The following is a 23,815-nucleotide window of genomic DNA, read 5'->3' on the forward strand; positions in this document are numbered from 1 at the left end:
ATAAAAGCGCGAAAATATTATAAAGTGCTACTGGTGCAAATTTTCCTTGCTTGCTGTGCGACTTCGTCGCTCCAGAGGCTGCGCAAAATTTATCCCAGCAGCATTATCTTTTATTAGGGGTAAACTAGAAACGCCATCTCAGACACTTAGAAACTTAGATTTTAGCGCTTTAGTAATCAAATAATCCAACCACTAAACCGTTAAAACGCGGCGCGAGATATCTTGATACTCTTGCGATGATAAACGTGGGCCGAATTGCTGAATCACTTGGGCGGCGATTTCGCTGGCAAGTCGTCCACATTCTGGCAAGCTATAATGCTGCGATAAAGCATATAAAAACGCCCCAGAATAGTTGTCGCCGGCACCATTGGTGTCAATAACATTAGTAACAACTGGCGTTGGAACCTCATAAATTTCAATCTCAGACTCATCATTGGGCTTATGAGCGATAATAGCGCCATTGGGACCATCGGTAACGACTGCTGTCTGACAATGTTCAAGTAGGGCACGCGCCGCCGACTTATGCTGTTTTTTATCGGTGAATAATTTGGCTTCTTCACTATTACAAAATATCACCGCAACCTTATTGCCGAGCATATTAAGCAGGCCTTCTTTGGCAAACTTTACCACGGCAGGATCAGCAAAGCTGACGGCAATTTTGGCGCCATTGATACCAGCTTGTTGGCGTAGTTTGGTCATCGCAGGCTGGATGCCTTCGGACATCGCCAAATAACCTTCTAAATATAACCAGCCAGCTTGGGTTAATGCTTCAAAGTCGACGTTATTAGCGGTGATATCGCTTGAGGTACCAAGGAATGTTTGCATGGTACGCTCACCATCTTCGGTCACTGCTACCACGCATGAGCCAGTCACGCCGCCTGCATGGATGGATTGCGGGGAGGTGGCAACGCCCGCTTCGTGTAAGTCTTTTAGGTAAAAATCGCCTTGTTTGTCATCGCCGACGCGGCAAGCATAGAAAGGTTTACCGCCCAAACTTGCAAAGGCATACATTGCATTGGCCGCTGAGCCGCCGCCTGCTTGTTTTGATGGCGCAATATCGGCCAATTTAAAATACGCCAATAACTGATGCTGCTCTTCGAGTCCTGCAAGCGTCATATTGCCTTTGGTCAGGTCGGTTTCTTCTAGCGCTGCATCCGACAGCAGGTATTCGTGGTCAACCAATGCATTACCTATCGCCATCACATCGTACATACTGTTTCTCTCCTCAATGAATTTATCAGTTTTTAACCTATATTTTTTAGCTAAAAATTATTCTGCTTGCAGTTCAAGTAGGCGCTGATAAAGCGCGTTCTTTTTGACGCCTGTGATATCAGCGGCCAAAGCGGCAGCTTTTTTAACCGATAAATCCTCTAATAAACGCTGTAATAATTTATCGTGGATACTGATATCATCATCGTCCTGCGCCATATTTACCCCAGCGACGACCACGACGATTTCACCGCGTTGCTGATTGTCATCAGCTTTGACAAATTCGACCAATTCGCCAAGCGTGCTTTTATGCACGGTCTCAAAGGTTTTGGTCAATTCACGGCAAAACGTCACTTCGCGCTCTGCACCAAAAATAGCTGCCATATCTTCTAAGCTAGCAACAATACGGTGCGGCGCTTCATAAAATATCAAAGTTTCGGTACGTGAATTGAGAGTCGTTAATTGTTTTTGGCGACCGTGGGTTTTGGCTGGTAAAAAACCAATAAAGCTAAAACGGTCTGAGGGCAATCCTGCAACCGATAGCGCAGCAATAGCAGCAGAAGCACCAATAATAGGAGAGACGCGAACACCAGCAGCATGAGCGGCTTGTACCAATTGATAACCGGGATCGCTAATCAGCGGCGTGCCAGCATCACTAATCAAGGCAACCGAATGACCTTGCTGAATCATCTCAATAATTTTGGGGGTTTGAATGGCGCTATTATGTTCATGATAGGCCCAAAGTTTATGATGACCTTTTTGTTTGGCAGCGCCATCAGAGTCGTTTTCGGCAGCGTTTTTATAGTTGTGTACGGTTACTTCATCTGTATCTTTGTCACCTTTGGTGTTAATACCAAAATGTGACAATAACTTGCCTGAGGTGCGGGTGTCTTCGCAGGCAATGATAGCAACCTGTTTTAAAATATCAATTGCGTGCGGTGTCATGTCGCTTAAATTACCAATCGGCGTGGCAACGATATAAAGACAAGCTGGCATCGCGGTAGGGCTAGACATGAAAACCTCGGAGTATTAAGAAATTGTCTTAAGAAAGAGCATTAAAAACGCATATAAAAAGCGATTATGAAAACGCGAAAGTGGTTAGTTTAGCATGATGTGCTATGATAATTCTCAAATGTTCCGCTGACCGATAGCCATGATAATAAAAGCCCGTGATGGTAAATAACAAACCTCTAACCCTGACTTCGCCGACCCAGCGTCAAGGCAGCTGTTTTGAGCAGCAGGCGTGTGAGTTTTTACAAGCGCAAGGCCTGATTTTAATCGCGCAAAATTGGCAGCAACCAAAAGTGGGTGAGCTCGACTTAATTATGCTAGAAAAAGGGCAGGCGTGGTCGACACTGCTATTTATTGAAGTGCGGCAACGGCAGCGTTCAGGATTTGGTGATGCTGCCCTTAGCTTGACGAAAAATAAGCAACATAAAATTATCAAAGCAGCCCGCTATTTTTTGCAGCAGCATCCTGAATATAATGACTTCGAATGCCGGTTTGATGTGATAGCCTATAATACCAATGTCAATACTAGTGCCAGTCATAAAAACAAGAGTAATGAGGTTAAAGAAACGACGTCAAAAAACACTCAACCAGAATGGCTACAAGGCGCTTTTATTGCCTCGGCTTGGTAATAGGTTTTTTAGCGTGAGTATTTTAAAAAATTAAGCCCGATAACTCAGTTAAAAAGTAAAATAAATAAGCGTAACAAGTTACCGTTACCAAAAGCCTAAACGCCTCGGGTAAATATTCAGTAAAGTAGCGCCATTAAAAAGTCATTAACTACATAAAGCGCCTACCTTATTATCAAGCGTCACACTATTAATTACCAGCTACTCACTAGTTAATCACTACATCATGTTCTAAGAGGTAAATCATGACACGGATGCATTTGCGCACTGCTATTTTTGGCTCATCACGTCGTAAGGCGATTGGCGTTATGCTATTGACCAGCATCGTCGCCACAGGTTGTACTACCAACTATTTGACCAATAGCACAGAAGGAACGTATGGCGTACCGATGACCGAGCGCACCATTCCGCAGCGCCTGCTTGACCGCAGTATCGAGCATACCGTCAAGATTAACGTCTATGGTCTGCAAGAAAATTTGCAGCAAATCAGCCGTATGAGCATTGATAGTTTTAATAGTGAGGTGCTGCTCACCGGTGAGGTGCCAACGCAAGAGATTAAGACAGAAATTGAAAAAGTGGTTGGCTCTATGCCAGACGTCCGTCACGTCTATAATGAGCTGAATGTGAGCGCCTCAAGGGGCTATAGCTCAACCGTTCACGATGGTTATATCACCTCCAAACTACTGGCAAAAATAGCCTCTAGTAACGGCGTGAAAGCTTCGCAAATAAAGGCGGTCACCAATGATGGCGTGGTTTATATTATGGGTCGCATGACGCCGACGCAGCAAAGCCACCTGATTGATATTGCCAATAATACTGTCGGCATTACAGAGCTGGTGCTGCTGACCACCGTCGTTGACGATAGAGGGGTGAAGATAGGCGAGGACGATATCATGTATGAAGAGAATTTAGCCAACCCTACCAGAGGGCCAGCGCTCGATAGTCGAGCAGCGCCTGAGGTCACAAGTGTAGTAGAGCCACCGATTAACGCTACGCCGATTATCGTCGACGAGAATGGCGCGCCCGTTAATTAGCCGTTATTAAGTTGCCACTATCAAGTTGCTATGTTTACCTTTATCAAAAGTCTTGTCTCGCTAATAAACACAAGAAACCTAAACACTCGTAACAGGAACAGAACGTTAAAACCTCAGTCTGCCAGTAAGATATAAAACGTAAAAAGTAGAAGTGTGGCTTTAGCCAAAAACGCGCTAACTAAAATTATAAAAAGTGAAAAAGCCGTGACTCTACTATTGAGTTTTAATCAACTATGACCAAACGACAAGCTTATAATAGGAATACTGGCGATGAAGGATTTAAGTAAAGCAACCGTACAGCTACAGCCTGCACCAAGAAAAAATCGCCTACCTAAACCTATCAGCGTCGGTGTGACGGCAGCATTGGCTGTCGGCGGTATTGCGCTTGCGACTCAGCAAGCACAAGCGTTATCGGCACTGGCTGTTGTGAATGGTATCACCTCAAATGGCGGCGTTGGTGTCAGTAAAAATATCTTGTATGGCGACAAGCCTTTGCAGGATTTAGATATTTATTATCCCAAACCTTTAGCAAAAGCCATGCAGTCAAAAAAAGCGACTGCTGATAACCCAATTAACCACAGTTATCCGATGGTGGTTTTCGTCCATGGCGGCTCGTGGGAAAGCGGCAGTAAAGATGAATACGCCTTTGTTGGTCAGAGTCTGGCACAAGCAGGCTATGTCACGGCAGTGATTAACTATCGTAAAGCGCCTGAGCACGTTTATCCTGATTATGTAGAAGATACGGCGCAGGCTATCGCGTGGAGTTATAAGAATGCCGAAAGTCTGCATGCTGACCCCAAGCGCTTGGCGGTGATAGGGCATTCTGCGGGCGCATTTAACGCGGTTGCTGCCGTCGCTAATGAAGATTTTTTAGCGCCGTATGGGGTGAAACCAAACGATATTGCTGCGGTAATTGGTATTGCAGGGCCTTATAGTTATGACTTTCGTAAATTCAGTAGTGCCAGCGCTTTTGGGGCAAACGCCACGCCCGATAACATCATGCCAGACCGTAATATTAAAGGTGCGCAGCCGCCATATTTATTATTAACTGCTGAAAAAGACAAAGTCGTTCATATAAGCAATACCCTTAAAATGACACAGGCGTTAAAAGCGGCAGGCGTTAAGGTTGAAACAGGCGAAATCGCAGGTGCCAGTCATGCCACCAGCATCGGGGCGATGGCGCCACCTTTACGCTGGGTCAATGACGTGCGTGCGCAAGTGCTCAGCTATTTGGATAAAACGCTATAATAGTTAACACTGCAATAGTTAAAGACAGTTGTAGAAGACAGTACTGTAAGATGGTCAAACTCTTGTTATAATGGCTAACTTTATATCCACCTATTAAACCTTTAAGGCAGAATATTCTATGAGCATGAACGCTGACGATTTGATTGCATTTTTACAAACTCACTTTCCTGATGCTTTTATTCAAGCTGCCAATCAAGGTACCAAGTTTGATGTACGGGTGGTTGACGCCAGTTTTGAAGGCAAGCGCGCAGTACAACGTCAGCAGTCCGTTTACGCATTGGTCAATGACAAAATTGCTAGCGGTGATATTCATGCGCTTAATATTCAAGCATTGACGCCTGCCGAATGGGAAGTGCAATCGCAAGGCTAAGCCTTTTTTATGACTAGGATTTGTCGCACCGGCAATGGATATTGCTGGTTTTATCATTTCTGGTTTTTCATATTTTTTATACTTATCGCTAGGTTGTCACCTTTATGGATCAATTTTTAATCACCGGTAGCAGTCGTATCGTAGGGGAAGTCACCATCTCAGGCGCCAAAAATGCCGCTCTGCCGTTACTCGCTGCTATGATTTTGGCCGAGACCCCAACGACATTGCACAACGTGCCATCGTTACAAGATGTGCGCACCTTGATTGAATTGATCGCTGGCATGGGCATTGATATTCAAAAGCAGGGTCACACTGTCGTTTGCGATACCAAGAATATCGACAATTTTTATGCGCCTTATGATTTGGTCAAAACCATGCGCGCCTCGATTTTGGTTTTAGGCCCTTTGCTGGCGCGTTTTGGCGAAGCCGAAGTGTCTTTGCCGGGCGGCTGTGCCATCGGCTCACGTCCTGTCGACCAGCATCTAAAAGCCTTTGAAGCCATGGGTGCTGAGATAAGCGTCGAAAATGGTTATGTCAAAGCCCAAGCGCCAAAGGGCGGCAAGCTTATCGGTTGTAATTTTTCATTTGATATGGTAACGGTTGGCGGTACGGAAAACGTTATTATGGCCGCGGCATTGGCAAAGGGCACGACCGTACTTGGTAACTGTGCGCTTGAACCAGAAGTGGTCGATTTGGCCAATATGCTGGTAGCGATGGGTGCTAAAATCAGCGGTATTGGTACGGCAACCATGACCATCGAAGGGGTTGAGCGCTTGCATGGCTGTGAATATTCGGTCGTACCAGATCGTATCGAAACGGGCTCTTATCTTGCCGGTGCTTTGATGACACGCGGTGATGTGCTGACCAAAAACACTTCGGCACTTTTATTAGCGCCTGTGTTAGAAAAATTTGAAGACATGGGAGCGATTATCACTACAGGCGATGATTGGATTCGGGCGCAAATGAAAGGTCGCCCACTACCAGTCAATATTCGTACCCAGCCACATCCGGGTTTTCCAACCGATATGCAAGCGCAGGTGATGGCGATTGCCTGCCTTGCTGACGGTACCAGCACCTTTATCGAAAATATCTTTGAAAATCGCTATATGCATGTGCCAGAACTCAACCGCTTGGGTGCATCCATTCAAGTAGACGGTCATACAGCTGTGGTTAAAGGCGTCGAGCACTTTACTGCGGCGCCAGTGATGGCAACAGATTTGCGCGCGTCGATGTCACTGGTCATGGCGGCGGCTTCTGCTGAAGGCGAGAGCTTGATTGATCGTATTTACCATATTGATCGTGGCTATGAGCACGTCGAAGAAAAACTGCGCGCGCTTGGGGTCAATATCGAGCGTATTAATACCAACGACTAAACTGGTTCACTAACCATTATTATCGCTATTGATACCTAATAAATTAATAACGCCTGTTAAGTAAGGCAACTAACTGTACACGGACACGAGTCATTATGACTGAAGCAAGTAACAGCTTACCAAATGATGGTTTATTAAATGAAGTAAATGAGGCGTTTTCAGGTTTGACACTGGCGCTATCAAAGGGTCGTATCTTAGAAGAGACGATGCCTTTACTGCGCGCTGCTGGTGTTGAATTGTTAGAAGACCCTGAGGCGTCGCGCAAGCTTATTTTCCCAACTTCAAACCCAAATGTACGCGTGTTAATTTTACGCGCCAGTGACGTGCCAACCTATGTTGAACACGGCGCTGCTGATTTTGGCGTGGCGGGTAAAGACGTGCTGCTTGAGCATGGCGCCAATCACGTTTATGAATTGCTCGATTTACAGATTGCCCAGTGTAAGCTGATGACAGCGGGCGTGAAAGGGGCGCCGCTGCCAAATCGTCGTCTGCGTATCGCGACCAAATACGTCAATGTTGCCCGCGCTTACTTTGCCAGCCAAGGTCAGCAAGTCGATGTGATTAAGCTGTATGGTTCGATGGAGCTTGCGCCATTGGTTGGTTTAGGCGATTTAATTGTAGACGTCGTCGATACGGGTAATACGCTGCGCGCTAATGGGCTTGAAGCGCGCGACCATATTTGTGATGTATCGTCACGCCTTATCGTCAATCAAGTCAGCTACAAGCGTAAATTTGCCCTGCTTGAGCCGATTTTAGACAGTTTTAAAAACAGTATTGCCAGTGCTTCTTAAATGAGCATTTATTCAGTATTGATAAAACACTGTTATTAAACGCTAGCAATCATTGATAATATCAAGCATGACTATACAAAAATTTAAACCAGTTTGGCGCTCTAGGATAGATATAGCGTGCTAAACTGGTTTTATTGTATTTGCTTGCTAGAAAATAAAAGCTCAGTATAATCTGAGTGAGATAACTAAGAATAAGCGGAAATAAGCAGACAGACCAAACTTTTCTTATTTCCTCTTTTATTCAAACTATTTTTTTATAGCCGACTTTTATGCTCACCTATAGGATTCAGTCATGCGCCAACTAAGTACCCAAGATGCTGATTTTGACAGTCAATTGACCCAGCTTCTCGCTTTTGAAACCGTCAACGATGTTGAATTATTAAAAACCGTTGACGATATCATTGTAAAGGTACGTCATGGTGGCGACAGTGTGGTACTGACGTTGACCCAAGAGTTTGATCAGCATCCGGCGAAGGCGATACAAGAGTTAGAGCTGTCTAAACAAGCACTTGCTGACGCGTTTGCCAGTCTCGATGATGAGGTAAAAAATGCGTTAATGACGGCAGCGACACGCGTGCAGACATTTCATGAGCGCCAAGTGCAAGAAACTTGGCAATATGAAGATGAGCTTGGCAATCGTTTAGGTCAAAAAGTCACGCCGCTTGATCGTGTCGGTATTTATGTGCCCGGCGGTTTGGCCTCTTATCCATCTTCGGTATTGATGAATGCGATTCCTGCCAAAGTGGCTGGCGTTGCCGAGGTAATCATGGTGGTGCCAGCGCCAAAGGGCGTGCTCAATCCATTAGTGTTGGCAGCGGCGCATTTGGCACAAGTTGACCGCGTCTTTACCATTGGCGGAGCACAAGCGGTTGCGGCCTTGGCATACGGTACCGAGACCATACCAGCCGTAGATAAAATCACGGGTCCTGGTAATAAATATGTCGCTGCAGCGAAGCGGGCGGTATTTGGTCAAGTAGGGATTGATATGATTGCTGGCCCTTCTGAAGTATTGGTCTATGCAGAAGGCGAGGCGCAAGATCGCGCCGATTGGTTGGCGATGGATTTATTGTCACAAGCGGAGCATGACCGTATCGCCCAAGCTATCTTTGTCACGACAAGTGAACAGCAGCTTGCAGAAGTGGCGGCGGAGATTGAAAAAGCCTTGGCAGAATTGCCAAAAGCTGATATCGCCCGTGATTCACTAAAAAACCGCGGCGCGCTGATTTTGGTCAAAGACCGCGTGGAAGGTATGGCGGTGATTAATCGCGTTGCCCCTGAGCATTTAGAATTGTCAGTTGATAACCCTGATGCGCTGCTGAATGAAGTTCGTCACGCTGGTGCTATCTTTATGGGTCGTCATACGCCTGAAGCGATTGGTGATTACTGTGCCGGTCCTAACCATGTGTTACCAACCTCTGGTACCGCGCGCTTTTCTTCACCGCTTGGTGTTTATGACTTTCAAAAGAAATCCTCGATTATTTATTGTAGTGAAGCGGGTAGTAAGCCGCTGGCTGCGACGGCGGATATTTTAGCGCAGCGTGAGGATTTAGAAGCCCATGCGCGCTCAGCCCGCTATCGCTATCAAAAAGATAGCTAATAAAACAGTTAGGTAGTTGAGTTTTAATAAGCTGATTTTAATAATTCGATTTTAATAACCCAATTTTAATATTTACGTTTAATCATTTATGTGGCTAATGAGTAGGATAACTTATGAGTGAGTTAAAGATAGACACCAGACTTTGGTCATCTAAAGCGCGAAATCTGTCACCTTACGTCCCTGGCGAGCAGCCTCAGCATAAAAATTTGTGCAAATTAAATACCAATGAAAACCCATTTCCGCCGTCACCAAAAGTCGGCGAGGCCATCGCAAAAGTCTTAGCGCAGCAAGCCGATGAGCTGCGTTTATATCCTGCGCCTGAATCGGATGATTTGCGCGCCGCCTTAGCCGAGTTATACAACCTTGATATCAATCAAGTCTTTGTTGGTAATGGTTCTGATGAAGTATTGGCATTGGTATTTGCCAGCTTTTTCTTAAAAGAGCGCCCTGTTTTAGCGCCTGATATTAGCTATAGTTTTTATCCGGTTTACGCCCATACCTTTGGTATTGAGTTGGTACAAATCGCCCTAGAAGCCGATTTTAGTATCAGCCCTGATGCTTATCGTCAGCCTTGTAGCGGTATCATTATTGCTAACCCAAATGCGCCAACGGGTATGCTATTATCGCTTGCTGATATTCGTAAACTTGCAGGCGAGCATTCAAACTCAGTGGTTGTGATTGATGAAGCTTATATCGATTTTGCGCAGAAACAAGAAAATGGTTCAGATGCAGAAGTGTCGGCGATTAGCCTAATCAATGACTGCGATAATATCCTTGTCACGCAAACTTTTTCAAAATCACGCTCGCTTGCCGGTTTACGGGTCGGTATGGCGTTTGGTAATGCCTCGTTAATCGAAGCACTGACGCGTATGAAAAATAGCTTTAATAGCTATCCGCTCGATAAGTTGGCGCAAGCAGGAGCAACCGCTAGTGTCTTAGATGTCGAATATTTTACCCAGACCTGTCAGCAAGTCATTGATTTACGCCAAGCGCTCAGCGCTGATCTTATAGCGCTCGATTATGAGGTGTTACCATCGCACGCCAACTTTGTCTTTGCGCGTCCAAAAAACGGCGATGCCAAAGGTGTGGCAGCTGATTTACGCGAGCAAGGTATCATTGTGCGTCATTTTGATAAACCGCGCATCAATGAGTACTTGCGTATCACCGTTGGTACGGCAGCGCAGAATCAGCGTTTGATTGAGGCCTTAAAATCGCTACAAACAGAGGCTGAAAGCGTTACTGAGTAATACCTTGTTTAAGATTTACACCTTAATAATATGAAGCCAAAATAACAAGTTATATAAATAAAAGAGCCTGCTAACGTTATGTTAAGCAGGCTTTTTATTGGTTTTTAATTTACCTTTTAAATAAAGCTTAAGTTTATTGCTTTATATTGTTTTGAGCTAAAACGCCTAATAAGTTGCCAACTTTATCCAAACATTCTTGATATTCAGCATTGCAATCAGAAGCAACCGTGATACCACCGCCTGCCCATAAGGTGACATGTCTTTCTTGTTCTAATTCATCATTCGATAAGGTATTGGCTTGCAAAGTACGAATTAATACATTCCATTGACCGCTACCATCAAAGTTCATATAGCCCAGGGTGCCGCAATACGCACCGCGCGCGGCACCTTCTAGCTCTGAGATGATTTCAACGGCGCGTTTTTTTGGCGTTCCTGTGATGGAACCGGCGGGCAAACTGCCAAACAATACTTTGAGCGGATGACTATCTGTCTTTAGCTCAGCGGTAATGGTGCTGACCATATGATGTACATTGCTAAAGCTTTCAATCGCAAATAATTGCGGCACTTTGACGCTGCCGAACTTGGCATATTTACCCAAATCATTACGTAATAAATCGACAATCATGACGTTTTCGGCACGGTCTTTTTCGCTATCGATAAGCTGCTGTTTATAAGCGTTGTCTTGTGCAGTATTTAATCCACGCGGCATCGTCCCTTTAATGGGCTTGGTGCGTATATGGTGTTTGCCACTATTATCGTCTTTATCAAAGGTAAAAAACAGTTCAGGCGAGCAGCTTAACAATTCAAATTGATAATCTTGCGTATCAACGCTTATTTCGCTATCAATATGATTAACCGCTAAATACCCTGCAAACGGTGCTTGGGTATTATGATGTAGGGCAGGTAAGTAATCAATAAGCATCGGTGTAACATTACCATGAGGACTTTGATTAAAAGCACCTTGCCATGCTTGGGTGAGATTGATTTGATAGCAATCACCTTGTTGCAGGTAGGATTGCGTTTTATCAAAGGCTTGCTGATAATCTCGCTTACTCCATTGTGCTTTTAATAATAAAGGCGTGGTTTTATAGGATGTTTCAAGTGCTAATTTTGCTAAAGCTTGGTTAGATAATTCCTTATCCAATATATCTAAATATGAGATAAGCGTTTTAACCAGTACGCCTTTGTGTTCGTTATCAGTATCAGTGACGCTGTCTTTTATAGTGAGCTGCCAGCTCGCTTGCTCAGCGTTTGGCGTTAGATAAATATCATAATGCCCTAAGGTGGCACAAGGCTGCGCTGCTAGCTCTATTCGCGCGTTTGGGCTAAGCGCATAAGCGGCAATATCATAACCAATAAAGCCTATCAAGCCATGCTGATAACTTGGCTGCTGCTCGATTTCTGTAGTCGAGGAGCAATTGTTATCACAAGTATCATCTATGTCATAAGCTTGACTATAAGCAATTAAATCCTCTTGCCAGTCGCTATAACTCATATAGGCGCTAGTAATCGCTTGATTGGTCTTAGCATGGCTATCTAAACCATCACGGCAGTTTTTTATAATTTGATAAGCCGCTTGTTTATCAGAGTTTGCTGCATCATTAGAAAGAGGATAAACCGACCAGCTTACTTTTGGTAATACACCAATTACGGGTCGGCCATCGTTATTCAGCCAAACCAGTTGCCAGTTTGCGTCAGAATTTTGTGCATACAGATAATGCTGTAAACAGGGTATTAATTCGGCAGCAGTTAGCCCACCAAAACGCCAGCTAGGTTGAGTAGCTGGCGATGGGACAGATCCTGTCTGCTCAGTTTTAACAGGCGGTGCTAGAGGCATAGTTAAGCATCAAACTTTTTAATAATAAGAGTGGCGTTAGTACCACCAAAGCCAAAGCTATTGCTCATAAGCGTTTTAAGCGCAACGTCACGCTTTTCAGTGACAATATCAAAGCCTTTGGCAGCAGGGTCCAATTCTGTAATATTGATACTTGGGGCAATAAAGCCTTCTTGTAGCATCAGTAAGCAATAAATCAATTCTTGCGCGCCGACGGCACCCAAGCTATGACCGGTCATTGATTTGGTTGAGCTGATAGCAGGGACTTGACTGACATCATCACCAAACACTTTGGCAATAGCTTTAAGCTCAGTCACATCTCCTAGCGGCGTACTGGTGCCGTGGCTATTGATGTAGTCAACGCTCTCTAAACCTGCTTCGGCAAGGGCAAGCTGCATACAGCGAACAGCGCCTTCACCACTTGGAGCGACCATTTCAGCACCATCGGAGCTTGCGCCATAACCGACGATTTCGGCTAATATATTGGCACCGCGCGCTTGGGCGTGCTCAAGACTTTCAACCACCACCATCGCGCCGCCTGCGGCAATCACAAAACCATCGCGGTCTTTATCGTAGGCTCTAGAAGCAAGGGCTGGCGTGTCATTATACTGCGTACTAACCGCACCCATCGCATCAAACATACACGACTGCGTCCAATGCTCCGCTTCACTACCGCCCGCAAGTATGACATCGGCTTTGCCTAGCTGGATAAGCTCGGCGGCATGACCAATACAATGCGTCGATGTTGCGCACGCAGAGCTCAATGAATAAGAAATCCCTTGGATTTTCAACCCTGTTGCCAGTGCCGCTGATACCGAGCTGCCCATGGTTTTTGGTACTGCCATCGCACCGACACCGCGCAAACCTTTTTCACGCATTGCATCGACGGCATTGACGATGTTTTCAGTTGACGCACCGCCCGAGCTTGCGACCACACCCACGCGCGGGTTATTGTTAATAGTCTCAAGGGGCAAGCCTGATTGCTCAATGGCGTTTAACGCGCTGACATAAGCATAAAGGCTGGCATCACTAAAAAAACGCTTCAATTTACGGTCAATGCCCGAGGTATCAAGTTCTGCTTGATCAATACTACCGCTAACCTGTGATTTAAAGTTGTGCTCAGCATACGATTCATTGAACGTAATACCTGAGCGCCCTTGTTTAAGAGCATCGGTGACAGTCGCCAAATCATGTCCGATACAAGAGACAATCCCTGCTCCAGTGATAACAACGCGGCGCATATTCTATTCCTTATGAGTAACGATTTTTTGATAATGACCTTTAACAATCGCTTTTAAATGCTTATTTGACAGTCATTTTAGTGCGCAAAACCTACAATAGGCTGCTTAAGTGCTGTTCGATAAATAAAAGTACAACTGTACTTTGAGTGATGGCATATAATAACGTATCAACGGTTTAAAATCTTGGCGTAAGTGTAAAATAACGCCAAAATGGTCTTTATTTTTAAATGAACTTATTATCAAAGCAGATAAAGTTTTTGGCCGTGTTAAAGCAGCAATGGCAGTAGAATTTCCGTTAACATAGTAAAAACTATTTTCAGCTAAGACGCATTTAATATATGCTGACGCCATGTATGGTTTAAGATAAGCGATACTTTTTGATACAAAATTGACGATAGTGATAACATTGTTGGCACTGACTTTTATCGTAAGCGTTGGCTAAAATAGAAGTCAATTTGCAAAGTTCTGTTAAATAGCTCTTATAAATAATATTAATAACAAACACTCATCACATTAAGGATATAAAGATGGCAAAGCCTAGCACACTATTTAAAGGCATCAGCAGCGTTGGTTCTTTTACTCGTGGTAATTTGGAACGTATGGGCGCAATGATTGATAGCGTCAATGCCAAAAGCGGCAAACCGCGCCAATTTAAAGCAGTAAATCTCGGCGATGAAGACTATCAGCAGGATTTGTTTCGCGAGCAAACCTTAAAAGCCACCCAACAGTTACTGGGTACGCGCTTTGCTACTTATGGCAAATATGCCAAGAAAATAGTGCCAAACAGTTTGTTTGATTCGACGGTCGATGGTGCTTTTGCGCAGATTGCCAAGCTTGCGTCCAATTGGAGTCAGATTGACCTGCCAAATCAGCATCGCTTCGCCAATATTGCAAACTTAGATGACGAAGAGCGTTATGCTCTAGCAACGGATATCGCCAATCAAAACCGTGCTTTGGCGACATTGGGCGGCTTAACAGGATTAGCAGGCCTACCAGGCTTACTTGCTGATACTTTGTGGTTGTTACTTGTCTCATTACGTACCGTTTATCAGTTAGGCGCTATTTATAATAAGCCATTGACTGGTAAGCAAGGCGTCAAAATGGCTTATGAATTACTGGCAAGTGCCGATTTGAGTAAAATGCAAGAGAAGCAGGCTTTATTAGCGGGTATTGGTATTGGTAAAGGCTTGCTTGATAATGCGCAAAGCAATGGTTTGCATAATGAGCTGAAAAACCTTGGTCTGAAAAATAAAAACGTCAATTTTTATGCCGAACAAGTAGATAATATTGCCAGCCAAGTTGGCATTAACTTAGATAATATCAACTTATCATGGGTACGCCGCTTTTTACCAGCCACTGCCGTCATCGTTGGTATGCGCTACAACAGCCAGCTGATTGATGAGGTGATCGGCGTGGCACAAGCGACATTTGCACCAGAAGCCAAACTTGCTAACCGCGCCATTACTGACGATAGCAGTAGCGAAGCGCAGGTGAAGAAAAGTACCGACAGTAAGAATGAAGAACAAAGCCCTAAATCTGACAATGCAAAAAAAGACACAGATAAGGCTAAAGACAATAAGACCAAAGCTGAAAACAGCAAATCTAAGACTGACAACGATAAATCTAAAGCTGACCAAACAGAAAGCGAAGTAAAAGCCGCCTCAGAGCCGGTGTCAAAAACCACTGATGAAGAGTCAGTAGATGAAAACTACAAAAAAGCTCAGGCAAGTAAAAAAGATTAACGTTTTAGTCTATAGTGGTGTAACTATAATTTACTGTATGAAGGCAGAAGCTGATATAAATCGGCTTATGCCTTTTTTATGAGTATGTCTTTATTTATGAGAATGTCTTTTTTGTGAAGGGGTTTTAAGGCTAAAAAAGTATTTAAAATTCAAACTTTGCCTTGAAAAATAAACAACCAACTCCATTAATAGGAAACATCGATTTTACCATCTTGCAATGAAACAATTGCTCATCTTAAAATCTGTTGCTTACCGTTAAGTCTGCTACAATCTTTGCTCATGCACATCTATCGAATGTTGTAAAGGACAACCGCTCATAAGTGGTTGAAATAGCAGCAACAACTCTTTATAATACACTGTCCTAAAAATGGGTGTTCCGAAATCTGTCGTTAATGTCAGATTGCTGGCGCATTAGCCCATTTTTTTGTTTTATACCAAACGGGAGAAGGATGCCTTATGGCAACAACTAACCAATTGATTCGTAAAGGTCGCAAAACCATCAAGGAAAAGTCAAAAGTTCCTGCGTTGGAAGCGTGCCCACAACGCCGTGGTGTATGTACTCGCGTATATACTACTACCCCTAAAAAACCTAACTCAGCCATGCGTAAAGTATGTCGTGTACGTTTGACTTCAGGCTATGAAGTATCAAGCTACATCGGTGGTGAAGGTCATAACCTACAAGAGCACAGTGTTGTTCTTATCCGTGGTGGTCGTGTGAAAGATCTACCAGGTGTACGTTATCACACCGTCCGCGGTGCACTTGACTGCGCAGGCGTAAAAGACCGTAAGCAAGGTCGTTCTAAATATGGTGCGAAGAAGCCTAAGGTTTAATAGCTAATTGCTATTAAATAAGCTGATTTGTATCACCCATTAACTGTGCATGGGACTGGTGTTAGCTGTATTTTTAAGTTATTAATTGACACTATAACATACCGCCATGCAGTAAGGCTGACTGACAACTCGATATAACGCCATCCAATATGTAATTGGTGCGAGGTTGTGAATGTCAGACACTCCTGAAGAAAAGGATTATTATTATGCCAAGACGTCGCGTCGTTGCTGCCCGTGAGATCCTACCGGATCCTAAGTTTGGTAGCCAAACTGTTGCAAAATTCATCAACCATGTCATGAGTCATGGTAAAAAATCTACTGCTGAGCGTATCGTTTATGGTGCTCTTGAGACAGTAGGCCAGAAGCGCAACATCGAAGATCCAGTCGCTTTCTTTGAAGAAGTTTTAGAAAATGTCCGCCCAATGGTCGAAGTAAAAGCTCGCCGTGTTGGTGGTGCAACTTATCAAGTACCAATGGAAGTACGTCCCTCCCGTCGTACTGCCTTGGCTATGCGTTGGTTAGCTGAAGCTGCTGCTAAGCGTTCTGAAAAATCAATGGCTTTGCGTCTTGCAGGCGAATTGAATGATGCTGCTGACGGTAAAGGTAATGCTATGAAAAAGCGTGACGAAGTTCACCGCATGGCAGATGCCAACAAAGCATTCTCTCATTACCGCTTCTAAGCTGGTTTTTTTTAAACTGGTTTAAATGCTTAGGATTAACGGTTTCGAACAGTTAATCCTAATATTGTTGATTTATTCTATTGATTGCCGCCATCATTATTGGGTTGTTTAATTTTTCCTCAAAAGCTGAGAATATATTAAACAATTTAGATGGCGGACATCTGTCAAGATGCTGTTTTGTAAGGGATGCTTTTTCATAAAGCCTGCAAAAAATATGCACCGCTTAAAAAAAGTCTCCTAAATTTGATGCCGCACTATTCTTAATATTTGCTCTTTTTTTGCCCGTATTTGGCCCAATAAACAGTAAGTAATATAGCAAAGTTCATGGTCTCATGGCTTTGTCATAGAGTATGAGGTAGAGACACAACACATTAATATATACACGAATTTCCCTAGGAAAACACTATGGCTCGTAAAACTCCCCTAAAGCGCTATCGCAATATTGGTATCTCAGCGCACATTGATGCTGGTAAGACGACCACTACTGAGCGTGTTTTGTTCTATACCGGTGTTAGCCACAAGCTTGGCGAAGTACATGATGGTGCAGCTACCATGGACTTTATGGAGCAAGAACAAGAGCGCGGTATTACCATTGCTTCTGCGGCGACGACTTGTTTTTGGTCAGGTATGGCAAAGCAGTTCCCTGAACACCGTATCAACATCATTGACACCCCAGGTCACGTTGACTTCACGATTGAAGTTGAGCGTTCTATGCGTGTTCTTGATGGCGCTTGTATGGTTTATTGCGCGGTAGGCGGGGTTCAGCCACAGTCTGAAACCGTATGGCGTCAAGCAAACAAATATAAAGTACCACGCTTAGCGTTCATTAACAAAATGGACCGTGTTGGTGCTGATTTTTACCGTGTGGTAGAACAAATCAAAACTCGTCTAGGCGGCAAGCCAGTACCGTTGGTTATTCCAATTGGTAAAGAAGATGACTTTGAAGGCGTTGTGGATCTTGTGACCATGAAAGCTATCTATTGGGACGAAGCGTCTCAAGGGATGAAGTACGAAGAGCGCGAAATCCCAACTGAACTACAAGAAAAAGCGGAAGAGTACCGTGAGTATCTAGTAGAAAACGCTGCTGAAGCTTCAGAAGAACTCATGAATGAGTATCTTGAAAATGGCGAATTGACGGTAGAGCAGATCAACGACGCTATTCGTCAATTGACCATCAACAACGAAATCATTCCACTTCTTTGTGGTACTGCCTTTAAAAACAAAGGTGTACAAAAGATGTTGGACGCCGTTATTCAGTATCTACCTGCGCCAATGGACGTACCTGCTATCCGCGGTATCCTTGACGACAAAGACGAAACTGAAGGTACACGTGAAGCCTCTGATGATGCGCCTTTCGCAGCACTAGCGTTCAAAATTATGAACGATAAGTTCGTTGGTAACTTAACCTTCGTTCGTGTGTATTCAGGTGTTCTAAAACAAGGTAGTAGCGTTTATAACCCTGTTAAAATGAAGCGCGAGCGTGTTGGCCGTATCGTTCAGATGATGGCAGATACTCAGGTAGAGCTACAAGAAATCAGCACGGGTGATATTGCAGCCTTAGTTGGTATGAAAGACGTCACTACTGGTGATACGCTATGTGACGAAAACAACGTCATCACGCTAGAGCGTATGGAATTCCCAGATCCAGTTATCTCTCTAGCGGTTGAACCTAAGACCAAAGCTGACCAAGAAAAAATGTCTATCGCTTTGGGCCGTTTGGCAAAAGAAGATCCATCATTCCGCGTCCATACTGACGAAGAATCTGGTCAGACCATCATCAGTGGTATGGGTGAGCTGCATCTAGAGATTCTTGTTGACCGTATGAAACGTGAGTTTAACGTCGAAGCAAACATCGGTGCGCCGCAGGTTGCTTATCGTGAAACTATTCGTAACGTGGTTGAGCAAGAAGGTAAATTCGTACGTCAGACTGGTGGTCGTGGTAAATTCGGTCACGTTTGGTTACGCCTTGAGCCTATGGATCCAGCGGGCGATGTTCTATATGAATTCGCTGAAGAAGTGGTTGGTGGTACAGTACCAAAAGAATTCCACGGTGCAGTCGATAAAGGTATCCAAGAGCGCATGAAAAACGGCGTACTTGCAGGTTACCCAGTTGTTGGCGTTAAAGCGACCTTGTATGATGGTTCTTACCATGATGTTGACTCGGATGAGTTATCATTTAAAATGGCTGGTTCTATTGCATTCCGTAAAGGCTTCATGGCAGCAAACCCAACCCTACTTGAGCCAGTAATGAAAGTAGAAGTTGAAACACCTGAAGACTACATGGGCGATATCATGGGCGATTTAAACCGCCGCCGTGGTATGGTTCAAGGTATGGAAGACTTACCTGGTGGCACTAAGCAGATTCGTGCAGAAGTACCATTAGCAGAAATGTTTGGTTATGCTACGCAAATGCGTTCAATGTCGCAAGGCCGTGCAACCTATTCAATGGAATTCCAAAAGTACGCTGAGATTCCAAAATCAGTTGCAGAATCTATCATCTCTAAATTCAACTCTAAAGATGAAGACGAGTAAATATTACGTATTAATAGGACAATATTGAGTCAATCTCTCTATTGTCCGTAGAGATTGCGCCAATAATTGGTTAAAAGACTTGTTATTGGTCGCGATTTTCTTATAATATCTGCACATTGTATGTGCAACCTTTTAACAATTATCTTAATGTGGTCGGTATCCCTTAACTTGCGCATGTTTAGCAGTTAACTACTTGACCCCAAATAAAGAGGAAATACCCATGGCAAAGGCCAAGTTTGAACGCAGCAAGCCACACGTCAACGTCGGTACCATCGGACACGTTGACCACGGTAAAACAACCCTAACCGCCGCTATCGCAACCGTAGCAGCAATCACCTCTGGTGGCGAAGCCAAAGACTACGCGTCTATTGACTCAGCACCAGAAGAAAAAGCACGTGGCATCACCATCAACACCTCACACGTAGAATATGACACCCCATCACGTCACTACGCACACGTCGATTGCCCAGGTCACGCCGATTATGTTAAAAACATGATCACCGGTGCCGCTCAAATGGACGGCGCAATCCTAGTTGTATCAGCAACTGACGGCCCAATGCCACAAACCCGTGAGCACATCCTGCTATCACGTCAGGTTGGCGTACCGTACATCATCGTCTTCATGAACAAATGTGACCTTGTTGACGACGAAGAATTGCTTGAGCTAGTAGAAATGGAAGTTCGTGAACTTCTTAACGACTACGACTTCCCAGGCGACGACACCCCAATCGTAAAAGGGAGTGCCACCCAAGCCCTTAAAGGCGACGAAGGTCAATACGGCCAACCAGCCGTAGTAGAACTACTAGGTATCCTAGATACTTATATCCCAGAGCCAGAGCGTGACATCGACAAAGCATTCCTAATGCCAATCGAAGACGTATTCTCAATCTCAGGTCGTGGTACTGTTGTAACTGGTCGTGTTGAATCAGGTATCGTACGTGTTGGTGACGAGATCGAAATCGTTGGTATCCGTGACACCCAAAAAACCACCTGTACTGGTGTAGAGATGTTCCGTAAACTGCTTGACGAAGGTCGTGCAGGTGAAAACTGTGGCGTACTACTACGTGGTACTAAGCGTGAAGACGTACAACGTGGCCAAGTACTAGCCAAGCCAGGTTCAATCACCCCGCATACTAAATTTGACGCAGAAGTATACGTACTGTCAAAAGAAGAGGGTGGTCGTCACACACCATTCCTAAACGGCTATCGTCCACAGTTCTACTTCCGTACTACTGACGTAACTGGCGCAATCCAATTACAAGACGGTACTGAAATGGTTATGCCTGGTGACAACGTTGAGATGGGCGTAGAGCTTATCCACCCAATCGCTATGGACAAAGGTCTTCGCTTCGCAATTCGTGAAGGCGGCCGTACCGTAGGCGCTGGTGTTGTTGCTAACGTTCTTAGCTAAGCATCAAAACCCTAACGCTATACAGTTATCTAAGCGTTAAGCAGTAAGAAAAAAGCCATCCTGATAAAGGGTGGCTTTTTTTGTGGGGTATGAATGAGGATAAGGGGTTAAAAAAACATAGTAGAAGAGTGAGGCAGGCAAAAACCCATCTCACCTTATATGGGTTTATACATGTACCTTAAAAAGTGCTTATTATCTGATTGGTGTCTATTGTAATTCTCCACCGAGCTTGCTATATTAACGCTGCACCTCGTTAGCACCTTGTACGTTTGGTTTTTATTCGTATTAAGTGTTTTCATAGAGAGGCTTAAGAACAGTGATATTAGCGTCGCAGTAGAATTTTATTCCTAAATGCTTGCATTCTATGCTCAATATTGTATAATGCTGTCCTTTACACCCATAGGCGATTGGCTCAATTGGTAGAGCATCGGTCTCCAAAACCGAGGGTTGTAGGTTCGAGTCCTACATCGCCTGCCATCTTCTTATCATATCTTTGTCATACCCCACCATCTCCGAAGTGAGTTCTTTATGAGCAATAATCAAGATAACCTCGAGACTAAGTTATCTGATGCTAAGGCAGTGGCTGGTGGAATGCTGTCCAAAGATAAGCACGTTTCGGCGAATAATCAAACAACCGCTGTTGAAGTTGCTAAAACTGGTTCAGTTAAAGATGTGGTATTGTGGCTACTTGCCGCAGTAATTTTGATAGGAGCAACCTTAGTCAATCAATACTTACCAGGCTATTGGCAACCTGCCAATGATGTTTGGATGCGTATTGGTATCATCGTTGCTCTAGTTATTATTGCCTTGGTCTGCTTAGCGTTAACGCATCAAGGCCGCGCTTTTAAAATATTATTAAAAGATGCCGCCGTTGAGCTACGCCGAGTCACATGGCCTGGCAAAGATGAAACCTTTCAATACACATGGCAAACGATTGTCATGATTGCTATTGTGGGTTTTTTGGTTTGGCTATTAGATAACTTTTTTAACTGGTTCGTTGGTATTTTTATTGGTTAATGACGCGTATTAGTGTCCATTAAACCAAATTTACTTATAACGACTTAACTTTACTGATCAGGAGCGTGATATGCGTTGGTATATTGTCCAAGCGTTTTCAGGATATGAAAAGCAAGTACAACGTTCATTAACTGATCGTATCAATCGTAGTGAATTTGCTGATTCATTCGGCGATGTTTTGGTACCTACCGAAGAAGTCGTTGAAATGAAAGACGGCAAAAAGCGTAAAAGTGAGCGTAAGTTCTTTCCAGGCTATGTATTGATTCAGATGGAAATGAACGACAACACGTGGCATATAGTCAAAGACTGCCCGCGTATTATGGGCTTTGTCGGTGGCACGCCTGAAACGCCAGCACCGATTACGCAAGTAGAAGCCGACCGTATTTTAAACCGTTTAAATCAGACTGAAGCTGACCCACGTCCGAAGACTCTATTTGAGCCAGGCGAAGAGTTGTTGGTTATCGATGGTCCATTTACTGACTTTAAAGGGTTGGTGGAAAAAGTGGACTATGAGAAGTCTAAACTGCATTTAACGGTAAACGTATTTAATCGCCCGACGCAAGTCGAGCTTGAGTTTAGTAAGGTTGAAAAACTAGACTAAACCTGTAAAACATTCATCAACCGGGGAGCTGTTAGTCAATGTACATACCACATTGATTTGGCGCTATTACCCATTTAGGAGAGTATCATGGCTAAGAAGATTGATGGTTACATCAAACTGCAAGTGCCTGCAGGTAAAGCAAATCCTTCACCACCGATTGGTCCAGCATTGGGTCAAAAAGGCGTGAATATCATGGCGTTCTGTAAAGAATTTAACGCTGCGACCTCAAACCAAGAGCCGGGTCTACCGATTCCTACTGAGATCACCGTATACAGCGATAAATCTTTTACCTTCATCATGAAGTCACCACCAGCGGCATACTTACTACGTAAGGCTGCTGGCATCGCTAAAGGTTCTGGTACACCTAACACCGCTAAAGTCGGTAAAGTTGACCGTGCACAATTAGAAGAAATCGTTAAGACTAAAGATGCAGACTTAACCGCTGCTGGTCTTGATGCTGCTGTCCGTACTATCGCTGGTACTGCACGTTCAATGGGTATTACCGTGGAGGGTGTGTAAATGAGTAAACTTACTAAGCGTCAAAAGCTAATCGCTGAGCGCGTTGAAAACGAAAAATTATACACTCTTGAAGAAGCCGTTCAAATCCTAAACGATTTGCCAGCCCTTAAATTCAAAGAGTCTATCGATATCGCAGTAAACTTGGGCGTTGACCCACGTAAATCTGATCAAGTCGTTCGTGGTGCTACCAACCTACCTGCGGGTACTGGTAAAACCAAACGCGTTGCTGTCTTTGCTCAAGGCGCTGCTGCTGAAGCCGCTAAAGAAGCGGGTGCTGACATCGTTGGTTTTGAAGACCTAGCTGAGCAAATCAAAGCCGGTAACATGGACTTTGATATCGTTATTGCTGCTCCTGACGCGATGCGTGTGGTTGGTCAATTAGGTACTATCCTAGGTCCACGTGGCCTAATGCCTAACCCAAAAGTTGGTACGGTAACGCCTAACGTTGCTGAAGCTGTGACTAATGCGAAAGCGGGTCAAGCACAGTACCGTGTTGATAAAGCGGGTATTATCCATACCACGATCGGTCAAGTTGGCTTTACTGCTGAGCAAGTTATGCAAAATGCTCAAGCATTACTATCTGATCTTAAACGCGCTAAACCTGCGACGTCTAAAGGTACTTTCATTAAGAAAATCACCTTGTCTAGCACTATGGGTCCAGGTATCTCAATTGATCCTGTTCCATATCGCGTTGCCAAATAATTTTTTTGTATAAAAACTGCTCTTTATTCGACGATTTTGAATAAAGCGCCTATATTGTTTTAAAGAATTAGGTCAGCGTAGCAAACGCTTCGCTGTCTAAGACCGTAGGTAGAAAGCGGTTTATTATTACTTGTGATGGTAAGCTGCTTTTGTTAATCGACGACAGGTGAAAATCTTAGTTGTCCTACGCAGACGGTGA

Annotated in this window: 21 protein-coding genes and 1 tRNA gene; 18 read left to right on the plus strand and 4 right to left on the minus strand. The window is 44.2% G+C overall.

What is annotated here, in order from left to right; translation table 11 throughout:
• Positions 1-192 precede the first annotated feature (192 nt).
• Complete coding sequence (locus tag CXF58_RS12440) at positions 193-1,212, minus strand: adenosine kinase (RefSeq protein WP_102077681.1); 1,020 nt, start codon at positions 1,210-1,212, stop codon at positions 193-195.
• Positions 1,213-1,269: 57 nt separating this feature from the next.
• Positions 1,270-2,223, minus strand: a complete 954-nt coding sequence (gene rsmI / locus CXF58_RS12445) for a 16S rRNA (cytidine(1402)-2'-O)-methyltransferase (protein WP_102077682.1) — start codon at positions 2,221-2,223, stop codon at positions 1,270-1,272.
• 158 nt (positions 2,224-2,381) lie between these two features.
• Between rsmI and CXF58_RS12450 the strand changes: the two genes are divergently transcribed.
• The 8 genes from CXF58_RS12450 to hisC all read left to right on the plus strand — a co-directional run bounded on the left by CXF58_RS12450 (position 2,382) and on the right by hisC (position 10,506).
• Positions 2,382-2,849 carry a YraN family protein gene (locus tag CXF58_RS12450; protein WP_180952592.1) on the plus strand — a complete coding sequence of 156 codons (468 nt, stop codon included), beginning with the start codon at positions 2,382-2,384 and terminating at the stop codon, positions 2,847-2,849.
• A gap of 242 nt (positions 2,850-3,091) precedes the next feature.
• Positions 3,092-3,880, plus strand: coding sequence for a BON domain-containing protein (locus CXF58_RS12455; RefSeq protein ID WP_102077683.1), 789 nt, complete (start codon positions 3,092-3,094; stop codon positions 3,878-3,880).
• A gap of 270 nt (positions 3,881-4,150) precedes the next feature.
• A complete protein-coding gene (locus tag CXF58_RS12460; RefSeq protein ID WP_102077684.1) occupies positions 4,151-5,128 on the plus strand; it encodes an alpha/beta hydrolase in 978 nt (325 codons plus the stop codon).
• Positions 5,129-5,246: 118 nt separating this feature from the next.
• Positions 5,247-5,498 (plus strand): BolA family protein, encoded by a 252-nt coding sequence (locus CXF58_RS12465; RefSeq protein ID WP_082894293.1) that lies wholly within the window; start codon positions 5,247-5,249, stop codon positions 5,496-5,498.
• Positions 5,499-5,602: 104 nt separating this feature from the next.
• Complete coding sequence (gene murA, locus CXF58_RS12470; protein ID WP_102077685.1) at positions 5,603-6,871, plus strand: UDP-N-acetylglucosamine 1-carboxyvinyltransferase; 1,269 nt, start codon at positions 5,603-5,605, stop codon at positions 6,869-6,871.
• Positions 6,872-6,966: 95 nt separating this feature from the next.
• Positions 6,967-7,662 carry an ATP phosphoribosyltransferase gene (gene hisG, locus CXF58_RS12475; RefSeq protein WP_102077686.1) on the plus strand — a complete coding sequence of 232 codons (696 nt, stop codon included), beginning with the start codon at positions 6,967-6,969 and terminating at the stop codon, positions 7,660-7,662.
• A 292-nt stretch (positions 7,663-7,954) separates the two neighbouring features.
• Positions 7,955-9,259, plus strand: coding sequence for a histidinol dehydrogenase (gene hisD, locus CXF58_RS12480; protein WP_102077687.1), 1,305 nt, complete (start codon positions 7,955-7,957; stop codon positions 9,257-9,259).
• A gap of 113 nt (positions 9,260-9,372) precedes the next feature.
• On the plus strand, positions 9,373-10,506 hold the full coding sequence (gene hisC / locus CXF58_RS12485) for a histidinol-phosphate transaminase (protein WP_102077688.1): 1,134 nt from the start codon (positions 9,373-9,375) through the stop codon (positions 10,504-10,506).
• Positions 10,507-10,639: 133 nt separating this feature from the next.
• On the opposite strand, the gene CXF58_RS12490 is transcribed toward hisC, so the two are convergent.
• Positions 10,640-12,343 carry an anthranilate synthase component I family protein gene (locus tag CXF58_RS12490; protein ID WP_102077689.1) on the minus strand — a complete coding sequence of 568 codons (1,704 nt, stop codon included), beginning with the start codon at positions 12,341-12,343 and terminating at the stop codon, positions 10,640-10,642.
• A gap of 2 nt (positions 12,344-12,345) precedes the next feature.
• Positions 12,346-13,581: a beta-ketoacyl-ACP synthase II gene (locus tag CXF58_RS12495; RefSeq protein ID WP_068405124.1), complete on the minus strand. Its 1,236-nt coding sequence runs from the start codon at positions 13,579-13,581 to the stop codon at positions 12,346-12,348.
• Positions 13,582-14,108: 527 nt separating this feature from the next.
• Between CXF58_RS12495 and CXF58_RS12505 the strand changes: the two genes are divergently transcribed.
• From CXF58_RS12505 to rplA, 10 genes are all read left to right on the plus strand, one after another.
• A complete protein-coding gene (locus CXF58_RS12505) occupies positions 14,109-15,323 on the plus strand; it encodes an EcsC family protein (RefSeq protein ID WP_082894292.1) in 1,215 nt (404 codons plus the stop codon).
• Between the two features lie 456 nt (positions 15,324-15,779).
• The gene (gene rpsL, locus CXF58_RS12510; protein ID WP_011281154.1) at positions 15,780-16,154 is read left to right on the plus strand and encodes a 30S ribosomal protein S12; all 375 of its coding nucleotides are present in this window, start codon (positions 15,780-15,782) and stop codon (positions 16,152-16,154) included.
• Between the two features lie 206 nt (positions 16,155-16,360).
• Positions 16,361-16,834 (plus strand): 30S ribosomal protein S7, encoded by a 474-nt coding sequence (gene rpsG / locus CXF58_RS12515; protein WP_068405119.1) that lies wholly within the window; start codon positions 16,361-16,363, stop codon positions 16,832-16,834.
• Positions 16,835-17,239: 405 nt separating this feature from the next.
• Complete coding sequence (gene fusA / locus CXF58_RS12520) at positions 17,240-19,366, plus strand: elongation factor G (RefSeq protein ID WP_068405118.1); 2,127 nt, start codon at positions 17,240-17,242, stop codon at positions 19,364-19,366.
• Between the two features lie 220 nt (positions 19,367-19,586).
• Positions 19,587-20,777: an elongation factor Tu gene (gene tuf, locus CXF58_RS12525; RefSeq protein WP_102077690.1), complete on the plus strand. Its 1,191-nt coding sequence runs from the start codon at positions 19,587-19,589 to the stop codon at positions 20,775-20,777.
• A gap of 401 nt (positions 20,778-21,178) precedes the next feature.
• A tRNA-Trp gene (locus CXF58_RS12530) sits at positions 21,179-21,254 on the plus strand.
• A 51-nt stretch (positions 21,255-21,305) separates the two neighbouring features.
• Positions 21,306-21,794, plus strand: coding sequence for a preprotein translocase subunit SecE (gene secE, locus CXF58_RS12535; RefSeq protein ID WP_068405077.1), 489 nt, complete (start codon positions 21,306-21,308; stop codon positions 21,792-21,794).
• 70 nt (positions 21,795-21,864) lie between these two features.
• The gene (gene nusG / locus CXF58_RS12540) at positions 21,865-22,395 is read left to right on the plus strand and encodes a transcription termination/antitermination protein NusG (protein ID WP_068405079.1); all 531 of its coding nucleotides are present in this window, start codon (positions 21,865-21,867) and stop codon (positions 22,393-22,395) included.
• Between the two features lie 87 nt (positions 22,396-22,482).
• Complete coding sequence (gene rplK / locus CXF58_RS12545) at positions 22,483-22,914, plus strand: 50S ribosomal protein L11 (protein WP_068405081.1); 432 nt, start codon at positions 22,483-22,485, stop codon at positions 22,912-22,914.
• Complete coding sequence (gene rplA, locus CXF58_RS12550; RefSeq protein ID WP_068405082.1) at positions 22,915-23,616, plus strand: 50S ribosomal protein L1; 702 nt, start codon at positions 22,915-22,917, stop codon at positions 23,614-23,616.
• The last annotated feature ends 199 nt before the right edge of the window (positions 23,617-23,815 follow it).

The sequence above is a fragment of the Psychrobacter sp. Sarcosine-02u-2 genome (assembly GCF_002836335.1).
Lineage (GTDB): Bacteria > Pseudomonadota > Gammaproteobacteria > Pseudomonadales > Moraxellaceae > Psychrobacter > Psychrobacter faecalis.